This window comes from Bacillus sp. BSL6, from assembly GCF_052928345.1.
Window position 1 is genome coordinate 295,835 of sequence record NZ_JAVGCW010000005.1, and the last position, 13,534, is coordinate 309,368.

The window sequence follows — 13,534 nt, forward strand, 5'->3', positions numbered from 1 at the left end:
TAGTAATACACAATTCCAGCATGATACATTCATTACAAATATGAAATACAAAGGGGATATTACATTGTATAACTTTCTTTCTGTCTTTATTGGCGTGCTTATCGCCGTTATGCTTCCATTGAATGGGATTTTATCTGAGTTAATTGGCAAGTATACAGCAAGCGTTGTCATTCACCTTGTCGGTTTAATTGCAGTTATTTTCGTTTTAATCATAAACAAACATAAAATTCGTTTCGATAAAGAGATTCCACTTTTTCTATATAGTGCTGGAGCGATTGGGGTATTCACTGTTCTTTTTAATAATATAAGTTTCTCCGTCCTTGGTGCCTCTATTACGATTGCATTAAGTTTACTCGGCCAATCCATTGCTTCCATCGTTATTGATCATTTCGGCTTATTAGGAATGAAAGTTGCTAAATTTGAAAAGAAAAAACTAATTGGATTATGTTTCATCTCTTCTGGAATTATAATCATGACAATTTATTAATGGAGGCAAGAAAATGTTATATGTTACGATCGCTATTTTAGCTGGTGTTTCTATCGTCGTTGCTAGAATTATTAACGCAAATTTAGCAGCGAAAATTGGAAATTGGGAGGGCACGTTTTTTAATTATATTACTGGCTTATTTTTCTCTATGTTATTTTTAATTTTCAGTTCAGATTCAATGTATATTCCAATGCATACGTTACAATCCATACCTATCGCTGTATATTTAGGCGGATTAGTAGGCGTTATCGTTATTTCATTATCGAACTATATCACTCCTAAAATATCAGCATTTTATTTAACGTTACTCATCTTTATCGGACAGTTATTTGCAGGGACTATCATTGATTTCTTCCTGACAAATGAACTCTCAACTGGAAAGATTATCGGCGGTGTTTTCGTATTAATTGGGCTTACTTACAATTTACTCGTTGATCGCCCTCTTAAAACTGTTAAGAATAGCCACGTTCAACTATAATACTTTACGCTTACCTATCATATATTAATAGAAAAGCTCTTCATACGAAGTAATAGAGAGGAGAATATTCTATTAAGAAAATTATTTTACTGCTTTGTAGCACATTGATTATTTGTGGAATCGTATGGTTTATAAACTCTGGAAAATCTATTCAAAATCTCTATACAGCAAATAAGCCTAAGAAAAAAGCTACTATTATTTCCACTCAAAGGGATCCAAATGAGCCCCCTGTCTTTTTAGGAAAACAGGAAATAAAAGATATACATGTCGAATCCATTAAAACAAAAAAAGATCTCTTCCTCACAAAAACAGATGAATTAAAAACGTTTATTAATAGTATGGATACCGCAAAAAAAGGAAAATTAACATTAGATGAAGAAGGATCAGATTTAATAGATTGTGATATGTGGATTACTTTCGAAGATGGAACTTATAAAAAATATTTCATATGGGTAGTTGATCATCACAGTAGCGAAGTGATGATTGCTCAGCAAGATACTCCTGATGATGTAAACCTCAAGTACTATCAATTAAATGAAGATAGCTCAAAAAAGGTTTATAACTTATTCAAAAAAATTATTTAACCGAAAAAGTCATGAGCACGTAAGCTCATGACTTTTTGCACTATACATATTCAGGAAATACTTTACAACCCTTTTCCTGTTCTATATCATGTCCAAAGAAAATAATTGGTTTCTCTTTTGTCACAACTTCTTTTAAACGTTTAATTGAAGATAAAGCTAATTCCGAATCAAATCCCGCAAACGGCACTTCATCTTCAAAATTTTCTTTCGTATAAGATGCATCAATCGTTAATAGTACAGGACCGTTTTTTTCCGTCTCAATTAATAATGACTGATGTCCTGGTGTATACAATAACCGAACACCAGGTACCACTTCATAATCACCTTCAATAATTTTGTAGTTTAAATTTGGCAGATATGCTATTGTTTTTCCACTGTAATATTTCCGTTATGTGTGTTTAATTTAATTACATTTTCTCCTTTTCCAATAACCGTATTTCCATTATATTTATCAAGGATATTTGCTCTGCCATTGTCAACAGAAACATTAAATTGAACATTAGTTGGTTCTTTTTCAGTTTCAATATTAATTTTTCCATTGTGAGTCGTAAAATTGAGATTTCGATCCAGTTCATTCGTTTTCAGAGTAAGACTTCCATTTTTAGTTTGCCCCTCTATTTCACCTTCAACATGGTCTAGCATTATTCGTCCGTTGTTCGATTTCACATGAATATTTTGTGCCAATACATCTTTGAAATCCATAATTCCATTGTTTGTTTCCGCAATAATTTTTGGCGAATTGATTTCTCTTAATTCAACACGTCCATTGCTTGTATTGATATTAAAATTTGTTGCGTTTAGTTTTTTAGCAGAAACGTAGCCATTATTATTGGAAACTTTTAATGATTCATATTGTTTTTCAGGTAGATACACATTTAATGTTAATGGCGCCAACACTTCAGAAATATTAAAGTTGAACCAACTCTGTTGTTTTTCTTTATAAGAAATAAGAAGCGTTGAATCTTTCTCATCCGTAGCTAATGTTCTTTTTACGTTTGGATTAACCTCACCATCTAATTTTATTTTCACGTTACTACCTGTTGTAGGGTTGATGTTAACACGAACATTATTCGTATCGATAATGACGCTTGACACATTATTATTAATGACCTTTTCTTCTGAAATTGGTACCGCAGCAATTGAACGATAAGTGAATAAACTTCCGATAATACCAATAATGAAAATAATACCTGCAATGATTGAGAAACTCTTCTTATTTATCATGCTTCAAACCACCTTTTACTAGTGCTATATTGAACTTTAAATAACGAACAAATCCTTTCGTTGCTAACTTCGTTAAAAATAACATAGCAATAACAATGAAATATCCAAGTCCACAAAGTGCTAAAGAAACGAAAAGATTAAATAACAAGAATGTATTTGGATGTATAATCGTATCAACTAAAACAAGTAATGGTGCACCTAAAAATGAGATACCTAGAACCCAACCTGAAAAAATCAATGCCGCTAATGTAATTGCAGGTGCAAGTACGATTAACAAATTGAAAAAACCTAATCCAATTACTGCCCAAATTGCACGAAAAACATTTCCTGTTGTTGCACTTGTTGTTACTTTCTCAATATGATAATCTGCTAATAACTCTTTGGCGATTTGAGCTGGAGAACCTAATGAAGCTACAATTTCTTTTTCACTTTTCCCTTCCTCTAATCCGAAAGTAAAATGTTCTTCATAATCTTTTAAAATATCTGCACGCTCTTTTTCAGATAATCTTTTTAGAGATGCATTTAATTGTTGTAAAAATTCATTTTTCGTCATTACTTACACCTTCTTTTATTAATTGATTGACACCTTGTGAGAACTCATTCCATTCCCTCAAAAGTTGGTACAAATACGTTCTACCTTTATCCGTCAGCGTATAATACTTCCTTGAAGGACCTTCTGAAGACTCCTGTAAATACGTTGTAAAATATTCTTCTTTAGTTAATCTACGCAGTAGAGGATAAACAGACCCTTCTGATATTTCAATTCGATTGGAAATACTTCGAACTAATTCATACCCATAACGGTCTTGCTTATCAAGTAAGACAAGAACACAAAGTTCTAAAACTCCTTTTTTAAATTGTACATTCAATATTCATTCACCCTATTCTAATTGATATTCACTACTATTTATTGTTCAGTACCGTTTTATAATAAGTAACCACAAGTATAATATAACACTCAGTATTGTTCATTGCAAGGTACACTGGAAAAATAAGTATAACTTTCATCCGACGCCTATAAAATCAAAACGATGGCGAATCCTCTCCAGTTACACGGTACTACATGATGCTGAAACAGGCCTTTTACAAAATAGAAAGGACTTAACTTTTTTACATAATGACACTCCACCTACTATAATAAAAGAGTAAATGACTCTTACTTTAATGGAGGGAATACAAATGAAAGCAATTGGTTTACATGAATACTTACCTATTGAAGAAGAAAACAGTTTAATTGATCTAGAAGTTGAAAAACCTGTTGCCACAGGAAGAGATATACTCGTTAAAATTAACGCTATTTCCGTTAATCCAGTTGATACAAAAGTTCGATCTCCAAAAGAGAAAAAAGAAGAGGTAGCGAAAATACTTGGCTGGGATGCGAGTGGTGTTGTTGTACAAACTGGCGAAAGTTGTACGTTATTTAAAGAAGGCGATGAAGTGTTTTACGCTGGAAGCATTACGAGACAAGGTACATATAGTGAATACCACCTCGTTGATGAAAGAATCGTTGGTAAAAAACCAAAAACGTTAAGTGATGCTGAATCTGCAGCACTTCCGTTAACAGCTATTACAGCTTGGGAAGGTTTATTCGAACGTTTAGGTATTGATTATAATAAGAAAGATACGAACTCCTTTAAAAACATTTTAATTATAGGCGGTGCTGGTGGTGTAGGTTCAATTGCCATTCAACTTGCGAAATGGGCCGGACTAAATGTTATCACAACTGCATCCCGCAATGAAACGATACACTGGGTTGAAAAATTCGGTGCCGATTATATCATTAACCATCACCAACCTTTACAAGAACAAATATTAGAGTTTGGGCTAAAAGATGTAGATTATATTTTCTGCCTAAACAATACAGATCAACATTGGCAAGCAATATGTGACCTCATTAAACCACAAGGAAAAATTTGCTCTATCGTAGAAAATGAACACCCTCTTGAGATGGGCATTTTAAAAAGTAAAAGTGCTACACTCGTTTGGGAGTTTATGTTTACAAAAGCGATGTATGAAACTGGAGACATGATCACGCAGCATGAACTATTAAATAAAGTAAGCGAACTACTAGATGAAGGCATTTTAAAGACTACTTTAAATGAAACATTCACACCAATTAACGCTGAAAATGTAAAGAAAGCACATGCACTACTTGAAAGCGGACGCACCATCGGGAAAATCGTTTTAGAAAAGTTTTAATAGTAAAAAGTCCGATTTCTAAATAAGAAATCGGACTTTTTATTATCTTTATTTACTTGAAATCTCTTGATCATTTTGAACGTCTAACGGAGTTCGCTTTCCTATTCCGAAAGCATAGAAACTAATTGTAACGATAGCTAAGAAAATGATACCTACAATTAATGAAATACGCGTATCATCGTTAAACCACATTCCGATTAATACCATAATTAAAAAGGCAATTGTTAAATAGTTTGTAACAGGAGCAAATGGCATTTTGAAAGGATGATCTTTCATCTCTGCCCCTTTTTCTTTTCTAAAATTAATTTGACTAATTAGAATGACAAACCATGGTACCATACCAGGAAGTACACTCGCACTATATACATATACGAATAAATTTTTCGGTGCGATATAACTTAATACAACACCAATCGCTAAACCGATAATTACGCCAACTGTACCGAATAAAGGTACACCATTTCCAGAAAGTTTCGTGAAATATTTCGGTGCTTGTCCATTTACACCTAACGTATATAGCATACGACCCGCACTATAAATACCACTATTACAACCAGACATTGCTGCTGTGATAACAACAAAGTTAATTAATCCCGCAGCAGCCGTAATACCAACTTTCGCAAAAGTTGCTACGAACGGGCTACCAATTGTACTTAATTGATCCCACGGATACACAGTTACAATAACGAAAATAGCACCGATGTAGAAAATTAAAATACGCCAAATTGTACTTTGAATCGCTCTTGTAAGTGTCTTCTTCGGATCCTTCGCTTCACCAGCAGTAATACCGATTAATTCTACACCTTGATATGCTCCAACTACAAGTGATAAAGCAAAGAAGAATCCTGAGAAACCACCTGTAAAGAAACCGCCATTTGACCAAAGATTTGATATACCAATTGCTTCTCCGCCGTTACCAATTCCAAAGAAAATAAGTCCAAATCCCACAATAATCATTAATAGAATCGTAACGATTTTAATCATTGCAAACCAAAATTCAAATTCACCAAATGACTTAACAGAAATTAAGTTAGCTGCGCCAAGAATAACCATTGCAATTACACCTGGTATCCAAGCTGGTAAGTCAGGGAACCAATATTGCATATACGCCCCAACCGCGATAATCTCTGACATCCCAACGATAACCCACTGGAACCAGTTACTCCACGCTGTCATATAACCAGCTAGCGGATGAATATACTTATGACCGAATGTCGCAAATGAACCTGTACTTGGCTCCATATACAACATTTCTCCCATGGCACGCATGATGAAGAAGATAAAAATACCTGCAATTGCATAAGCAAGCATTACTGACGGACCTGTCCATTTAATTGTGCTGGCTGATCCCATAAACAAACCAACACCAATTGTTCCGCCTAAAGCAATCATTTGAATATGACGTGCTTCTAAACCTCTTTTCAATTCTTTGTTTGCCACTTCACTTCCCCCTCTTAGATGATTCATAGCCGCATTTTAAAACAAGATGCTTTCCCCTAATTCTTTTCGGCCCTGAAAATGATGAAGCAAACGTCATTTTACACTAGCTTTAAAGCTATCCTAAAATCGTTTTTATCGCTTCTTATAAAATTCTCAAAACCTTTCATCTTCCAATATTCTATAAATCTTAAAATTACTTACCTTATATTAATTCATTAATCTGAAAAATTCAATTATTTTTTCAATAAATTAATATGCATGATTACGTTTGAATTTCAACTGAATTAACAATAAAATACATCTATTCAATATGATTCCGGTATGAATATTATTACAGTATAAATAACCGAGGAGAGCATTTTTTCCTCGGTTTCACATCTCATGTACTTCAATCGTTATAGTTGATAACGTAATTTCCCACGCGTCCGATTCATATACCAACCAGAAATTTAATATATTAATAAACTACTAACTTTTTTAATCTAATTTTGAGGCAGAAATCTTACTGCCTCAAAACAGCGGGATAAAATATAAAAGGGTCTCATTTTTAATGAGACCCTTTTACCATTACATATTTAAATCGTTTTTGAAGTTTGTTTACCTAAAATAAACACTTTAGTAAACACTGTCATGATAACGACTATAGCTAGAAAATAAAGTGGCATCACTAGTAACGAGCCCGTATGCAGCTGACTCATTCCCCAAATTGTCATCGTTACAATTACATAGTACCCTAAGCTAAACAATGCACTCGCTGTACCAATGACATCTTGAAAATCTACTAATGCTAAACTTAAACAGTTAGGTAGCGCTACTCCGATTCCTAATAGCAATATAAACATCGCTACTAAAAATACAACCATATATATTACATTCGGATTTGATCCAACAAACGTAATAACAGATAAAAGGATAGCTCCTCCTGTCATTACGAGACAACCGATATATATAATTTTCTCTGGTTTATAAGTAGCAAGTAAACGTTTCGAAACTTTCGCTCCAACAATAGAAGCAGACGCTACAACAATTCCTAGAAATCCATACATACTAGGCGATAATTGAAAGTATTCAATAAAGATAAACGGTGCTTCTGCATAATAGCTAAATAAAACACCATTTGCTCCTCCAATTAATAGCCCATACGTTACTACTTTCGGATTTGTAATTAACTTCTTTAAGACTGAAAACACATTTATTTTATTCGTTACTGAGTCCGTCTTTGTTTCTGGAAGAGAAACAAACGTATACAGAAAAATACCGATACTCATAACTACTAAACTTAAAAATACGATTTTAAATCCAAACATTTGATCAAGAAAGCCACCAATTAACGGTCCTATCGCTGGTGTAAAAGCAATAACTGCCGAAATTTGAGCAAACATAACGTGGCGCTTATGCCCTTCTACACTTTCACGTAGAATCGTTTGTGTCACAACTGATCCTGCACTTGCTCCAAACGCTTGAATAAAACGACTTACCAATAAAACTTCAATGGAATTTGCAATAAAGCATAAGAAACTCCCAACGCCATATACAACAATTCCAAATAACATCGCTGGGCGACGACCAATTATATCTGATAGCCATCCAATAAAAAATACACCTAAAGCAAATCCAGCAAAATACACACTAAGTGTTAACTGTACCTCATTATTACTTACATGTAACGCCTTTGAAATATCCGGTAAAGACGGTGTGTAGATTGTTTCACTAATTTGCGGAAATGCGACAAGAATAATCATTAACAAAAGTGATGGTACTGAGACTTTTTTCATTTTTCATACCCTCCTATAACTTTGAAAATCTCAGAAATAAAAAGACTTTCTTTAGCTACGGAACAGGAGGGGCCATTATAGAAATTCGATCATAAAACAACAAAGAAAACACCTCAATTACGTATGTTAATACTTATAGGAGGGTAATATTAACATTGATTTTTAAAATATACTTTTTCAATTATATTACATATTGTGTTTCTTTTTCTAGTACTCGGCCTTGGCAGATTTATTAAAGAGATAACTTGAAGTAACCACCTTTTTTATGGAATAATTAGAAATAGTTTGAATCAATAGATCTAATTATTAAACGATAGACTAGCATATTTCTAATTTCGCCAAGCTTACAAACAGGAGGCCTTTCGTAATGATTGAAATTTTAAGGACAATATTAAACTTCCTAATCTCTCTATTCTCAGGAGAATTACCAATTGTATATTATGTATGGATTATTACCCTATTCCTGATTCAAATAATCCAATCTACTCTGAACTACAACTTCTTTAACAAGAAAGACAATTTCAGCACTTATATATCGGAAGGATTACTTGCTTTTATTATTTTATTGTTTGGAGGAATATTAGTATCTAAGTTACTTGCTTACATAATAGACGACCCTACTATTAGTATGACGAATGTAACACATTATTTTGTTTCTCTTATCATATTAACTATATTTGTCGTAATAACCTGTATTAAAGACTTTATAGAGACATCTATAAAGAATAAAAATATATCTCTTTTTAGCTTGTTAGTAATTTCCTTACTAACAAGTATACTTTCATTCAAGTTTTTATCACCTTTAATTGAAGGTTCTTTTTCTCTTTCTAAATCTTTTATCACCACTTTAATCATTCTTGTAACTATATCAATCCCTCTATTAATTTCCTTAGAGGATAAGTATGCAGATGAAAAAGAAACGGAAAATGTATAGCTTCTTATTTACATAAAAGAAAGAGGGAGCTCCCCTCTTTCTTTTAAATCATCCCTTTTAATATCAATCCTAAAACTGACATTATTATCGTACTAATAATAATACGCAAAATCCAAGTTGTATTTGTACTTATTTTTTCTAATTGCTTATTAATTGTTGCTATGTCTTTCTCATTAATAGTGGTACGCGTTTCTAAAGCACGAATGTCTCTCATCATTTCTTTTTGCTCCGTCTTGAGACTGTCAATTTTAGCATAAACATCTTCCATATATTCACACCCTCTGTTCATCTTAATAGAAAAATCTATATATATTATGAGACAACCCTTTTACCGGTGAATACATTTCGTATATGTGCGCACCAAATTATTTGTACAATCTAATTATGTTTCCATGCTTCTATATTAAAATTAGCGTTAGGATAAATTAAATATAGAAAAGGAATCCCTTGTTTATGTAACAGCAAACAAGGTGCTCTCCAGCATACGAGAGCACCTAAGATAATTTCTATTGTTTTCATCACCATTTTCATGTTTACTAACTCAATATAGTCAGTATGATTTTATGAAGAGTCTACTTTGTTAGCTGCTTACTGTATACTAATAGTAATACGAAATAGTTCCATTGATAAACTCTCTAGAACAATAAATATACTGGCGGAAACAGACCTATACCCAATATTTTTTCCAGTAACATAAATGGTTATTTCTAATAAATGCGTTTGTATACCATTGTTTTCAAAAATTCCATCCTCAACCTTTACAATATCTGCTTCACAATCTACTTCTTTAAAAGTTTTCATTAATTTTCTTTCCAATAAACTACAATCAAAGTTCTCATCTTTTATTACAGCAAATTTAACCTTCATATCGATTTCCCCATTTTAAAAAAACTAAAATCATTAAATCTATATAAATATATATTATTTTATTAATTAATTCAAAATATATGTTTCTTATAAACCATTACTAAATTCCAGTTCTAAGGCTTTATATAAAAAAGAAAACAAATAAAGTGAAATTCTAATCATTAAGAGGGGTATCTATCCCCCACTAATTGTTTAGTTGAACTAACCAGACATTTACAAGATTAAAAAATTACTCTTTCAATCGCTAAACTAATTAATATATAATCCCCCTGTTTTCAGTGGCTCAAATTTTTTCATTTTTAATTCATGGATTCTGAGAACTTTTTGCTTTAATATTAATTAGTCGCTTCTTAAATTCTGTAATATTGGAAATAACTATATAGTGAAACAAATTAACTATTAGGAGTGCTATTGATGTTTGATATACTTCGTCTCTTAATTTTTTTTCTCATTGCTATCTTTTTATTTTTCTCCATAATAATGGAATTTAAAAAACCTCAAAAAAGTGTATTTTGGTTTTCGATTGAAGTCTTATCTCTTCTAGGAATTGTAATGCTTTTTAAAGATTTTTTATCAAAAATATAACTTAACCCACGAATAATCACGTGTTTCAAATACGATATCTTTATCTGTTGAACAACCTTATCTCTCCTTAAAAGCTCTTGTTTTCACCCTATTTCTTAACAAGAGTTCTAACCTTAAGTTGTCTTTTCTTTATAAAAAATAGCCTACCTATTTCTGTAGGCGGGCTATATCTTTATTACACCATACAAAAAGTATACTCTCTTCTCCACTCTAACTTTATGTAATGATATAGATTACAAATACACTATTATCTTTTCTATATTCTTATCATTGATTTTTCGTTCATAAATTCGTAACACATATATATAAGTTTTCATGCTAAAATTAGTTTATTCAAAAGAAATTATTCTTAATGAACCGATAATTTTTAATACCCTGTTTTAAAGCCTCGCCCCCCTGCGAGGCTTTTTCCTATTTAACTTGAATAGTAGTTATCAACCGTTACTATGCTGCTACACATTCTTACCTTTAATTATTCAGCATCAGCACACGAAAATTTCTTTCCTGCATCATTTGATTTACAAATTTTATTTATCGATTTTTCGGTTATCTTTTCACTTTCACTAGAAACTTGATCTAAATCCATTCGAAATATTTGTTTTGGATTCTCTTTTGAATTCCCTTCAATATGAATTGTACGATCGAACATCTCAGCCGTGAAGCTGCTAGATGTAGTTATCATTTTCACTCCATTATTTTCACCTACATAGCGTTCAACTACTTTTTCAGCTTCTTTAAGTTGCTGAGATGTAGGATACGGGATCGATTCCGCTAAAGTGACTACACCTACTAAATAAGTAATATACAAACCACCTGCAATTAAGATAACTTTCTTTACTGTTTTATGAATCATGCTCTAACTTCCTTTTCTTATTTAATTATTAAAATATATAATTTTACTAATTTCTATCAATTTCTTTTTAATACATAACATTCGTTTTACATTTCATAAAAAGCAACTCTCTTACTAATTTTCAATTTGATAATACCATGTTGTTTATCGTTTTTCAATAAATAATTATTATATTACATTATTTATTTGCTGTTTTTGTTTAAAATAATGATAAAACCAAATAACTTTCTTATAAAATTCTTATTCTAGTAAGAAAGTAGCTAAAGCTCTCCTATCTTTTACAAAGGATGATGCTAATGTTGTTAATGGCACAAAAAAGCACCGTCACAAGTGACGGCGCTTTTTCTATGTAAGAGCTACTAGAAGGTTCCCTTCTAGTCTACTCCCATTTATAAGTCCAAAATTGTTCCAGTTGCAGCCATTTTAATGTTGCTGCATCTTTGTTTTTGATTTTTACATGCGTTTCTTCAAGCATCGCTTCTGTTTGCGAACGGTGCGCACCTAGTGCAGCTAATTTATGCTCGAATACTTCACTAATATTATTTACAACATCCGGCTCACCTAGTACAGCTTCGCGATTTTTCGTAATCGCAACCGCATGAATAACTGGACGTTCTTCTTTTGACATACGTGATACAGCGCGAACGACAGCGCGGCCAAATGCATCATGATCTGGATGTACGCCGTGCTCTGGATAAAATGTAATAATTCGAGATGGATTTACTTCTTGAATGATCGCTTCAATTTTATCTGCTACGAAATCAACATCTTCAAATTCTAACGTTTTATCATGGAAACCAAGCATTCTTAAGTCTTGAATCCCCATCGCTTCACATGCATCTTTCAATTCTTTTTTACGGATATTTGGAATCGTTTCACGGTTAGCGAACACGTTTTTTCCCATGTTACGTCCCATTTGTCCTAAAGTACCACACGCATACGTTACAGGTACTCCTTGATCTGTTAATAAGCGAATTGTTCCTCCCGCCGCAAATGCTTCATCATCTGGATGCGGAAATACAACAAGTACATGTCTCTCCATAAGTTTCCCTCCTTCTTACTTAAATGGCGTTAAGCTTAACTCAAGCGCTACTGCTAAACGGCCTTGATTATCATGCCCTGCTAGTAATAAACGATCTTTATCGTCTACTTCCCAGTGCGTAATACCTTCAGCATATACCCAGCCGTGATCCATCTTTAAACCAACTCGGTATGGGTTTGTTCCAGTTATTTTCCCGCGCTCAAAGCGAATAATTGCATTTCGAATGAATGCTCCAACTGTCATCATCTTTTCATTAAAGTGTGACGCGTACGCTCCGTTCGTCGTTTCTAAATGAATATATACATCTTTATTTACAAAACGTTCAATTTCATTTTGAATAAGAGAACTATCTTTTACTATTTCCATCGGAATTCACCTCTTTAAACCATTTTACGCAAAAATAATGTAAATTGCTATCTCTATATTAGAGGACAACGCCCACTTTTCCTAATAATTTGCACTGTGTTTCTTCATTTTTTTATATCATATTTGACACTCCCACGGCTAAAGCCGCAAGCTGACTAACGTCAATGGGATTCTTGCTACCAAAGGCGACGTCTATTTCTAGTATCGCTGACGTGCAAGATTGCGGTGTGCCATCACCACTCCGTATCCAGTGCATCTAGCAGATACGGCACTCGTTCTATTACAAAACGAGTCAGATTGTGAGTTCTCAAATGTGTTTTAGCGTCTTGTACTTGACGACTCAATACATTTTACGGAGTAGAAGAATTTGTTACTCCAACCTCATATGTATTCTGTTTTCAGAGAACAAGATTGTTTTAGAGACTTTTACTTGTCTGTTATGAAAATTATACCATTTCAAATACTTGATGTACAGAACATACTTTCGGTATTTTATCTGTACATCGCATTTGAACTCACTATCATCCACCCCTAAAGGGGGTACTATCGCACCGTAGTGGGCTTTCCTATTCGGAAAATCTGTAAAATCATCATTTTTTCCTTCACTTTGTTAAATAGTTTTCTTTCTTTTTTGAATTTGCTACAATATAAATTATGCAGAAGGATGCATGTTTACAATTGAATACATACTTTAAAGAAG

The 13,534-nt window shown here is 32.8% G+C and carries 15 protein-coding genes and 1 pseudogene; 5 read left to right on the forward strand and 11 right to left on the reverse strand.

The features are described 5' to 3' along the window. The first annotated feature begins 40 nt into the window (after positions 1–40). The 3 genes from RCJ96_RS18315 (at position 41) to RCJ96_RS18325 (ending at position 1,549) form a co-directional block, all read left to right on the forward strand. On the forward strand, positions 41–487 hold the full coding sequence (locus tag RCJ96_RS18315) for a DMT family transporter (RefSeq protein ID WP_316151979.1): 447 nt from the start codon (positions 41–43) through the stop codon (positions 485–487). Between the two features lie 13 nt (positions 488–500). Next, positions 501–965 carry a DMT family transporter gene (locus tag RCJ96_RS18320; RefSeq protein WP_073541280.1) on the forward strand — a complete coding sequence of 155 codons (465 nt, stop codon included), beginning with the start codon at positions 501–503 and terminating at the stop codon, positions 963–965. 89 nt (positions 966–1,054) lie between these two features. Continuing rightward, complete coding sequence (locus RCJ96_RS18325) at positions 1,055–1,549, forward strand: hypothetical protein (RefSeq protein WP_074606777.1); 495 nt, start codon at positions 1,055–1,057, stop codon at positions 1,547–1,549. 40 nt (positions 1,550–1,589) lie between these two features. Here RCJ96_RS18325 and RCJ96_RS18330 read toward each other — a convergent pair. The 4 genes and pseudogenes from RCJ96_RS18330 to RCJ96_RS18345 form a co-directional block, all read right to left on the reverse strand. Continuing rightward, positions 1,590–1,904, reverse strand: a pseudogene (locus tag RCJ96_RS18330) (quorum-quenching N-acyl homoserine lactonase AiiA); the annotation flags it as partial. Between the two features lie 5 nt (positions 1,905–1,909). Further along, complete coding sequence (locus RCJ96_RS18335; RefSeq protein WP_074606779.1) at positions 1,910–2,773, reverse strand: DUF4097 family beta strand repeat-containing protein; 864 nt, start codon at positions 2,771–2,773, stop codon at positions 1,910–1,912. Beyond that, the gene (locus tag RCJ96_RS18340) at positions 2,763–3,326 is read right to left on the reverse strand and encodes an HAAS signaling domain-containing protein (RefSeq protein ID WP_270794262.1); all 564 of its coding nucleotides are present in this window, start codon (positions 3,324–3,326) and stop codon (positions 2,763–2,765) included. The genes RCJ96_RS18335 and RCJ96_RS18340 overlap by 11 nt, the downstream gene beginning before the upstream one ends. After that, positions 3,313–3,642, reverse strand: a complete 330-nt coding sequence (locus RCJ96_RS18345) for a PadR family transcriptional regulator (RefSeq protein ID WP_001102641.1) — start codon at positions 3,640–3,642, stop codon at positions 3,313–3,315. The genes RCJ96_RS18340 and RCJ96_RS18345 overlap by 14 nt, the downstream gene beginning before the upstream one ends. 310 nt (positions 3,643–3,952) lie before the next feature. Between RCJ96_RS18345 and RCJ96_RS18350 the strand changes: the two genes are divergently transcribed. After that, positions 3,953–4,972: a zinc-binding alcohol dehydrogenase family protein gene (locus RCJ96_RS18350; RefSeq protein ID WP_316151969.1), complete on the forward strand. Its 1,020-nt coding sequence runs from the start codon at positions 3,953–3,955 to the stop codon at positions 4,970–4,972. Positions 4,973–5,020: 48 nt separating this feature from the next. Here the strand turns inward: RCJ96_RS18350 and RCJ96_RS18355 are convergent, their stop codons facing one another. Both RCJ96_RS18355 and RCJ96_RS18360 read right to left on the reverse strand, forming a co-directional pair. Continuing rightward, positions 5,021–6,412, reverse strand: a complete 1,392-nt coding sequence (locus RCJ96_RS18355) for an amino acid permease (protein WP_316151966.1) — start codon at positions 6,410–6,412, stop codon at positions 5,021–5,023. Between the two features lie 575 nt (positions 6,413–6,987). Beyond that, positions 6,988–8,187, reverse strand: coding sequence for a multidrug effflux MFS transporter (locus RCJ96_RS18360; RefSeq protein ID WP_316151963.1), 1,200 nt, complete (start codon positions 8,185–8,187; stop codon positions 6,988–6,990). A gap of 367 nt (positions 8,188–8,554) precedes the next feature. On the opposite strand from RCJ96_RS18360, the gene RCJ96_RS18365 reads away from it, so the two are divergent. After that, complete coding sequence (locus tag RCJ96_RS18365; RefSeq protein WP_074606789.1) at positions 8,555–9,121, forward strand: DUF5823 family protein; 567 nt, start codon at positions 8,555–8,557, stop codon at positions 9,119–9,121. Between the two features lie 43 nt (positions 9,122–9,164). On the opposite strand, the gene RCJ96_RS18370 is transcribed toward RCJ96_RS18365, so the two are convergent. The 5 genes from RCJ96_RS18370 to RCJ96_RS18390 all read right to left on the reverse strand — a co-directional run bounded on the left by RCJ96_RS18370 (position 9,165) and on the right by RCJ96_RS18390 (position 12,834). Further along, positions 9,165–9,389, reverse strand: coding sequence for a hemolysin XhlA family protein (locus tag RCJ96_RS18370; RefSeq protein WP_074606791.1), 225 nt, complete (start codon positions 9,387–9,389; stop codon positions 9,165–9,167). A 320-nt stretch (positions 9,390–9,709) separates the two neighbouring features. Then, entirely contained in the window at positions 9,710–9,988 is a 279-nt protein-coding gene (locus RCJ96_RS18375; RefSeq protein WP_242304252.1) for a hypothetical protein, read from the reverse strand. A gap of 1,057 nt (positions 9,989–11,045) precedes the next feature. Continuing rightward, positions 11,046–11,426 (reverse strand): hypothetical protein, encoded by a 381-nt coding sequence (locus tag RCJ96_RS18380; RefSeq protein ID WP_074610837.1) that lies wholly within the window; start codon positions 11,424–11,426, stop codon positions 11,046–11,048. A gap of 379 nt (positions 11,427–11,805) precedes the next feature. Further along, positions 11,806–12,468 carry a bacillithiol biosynthesis deacetylase BshB2 gene (gene bshB2, locus RCJ96_RS18385; RefSeq protein WP_000439477.1) on the reverse strand — a complete coding sequence of 221 codons (663 nt, stop codon included), beginning with the start codon at positions 12,466–12,468 and terminating at the stop codon, positions 11,806–11,808. Between the two features lie 15 nt (positions 12,469–12,483). Further along, entirely contained in the window at positions 12,484–12,834 is a 351-nt protein-coding gene (locus RCJ96_RS18390; RefSeq protein ID WP_000407038.1) for a YojF family protein, read from the reverse strand. Between the last annotated feature and the right edge of the window lie 700 nt (positions 12,835–13,534).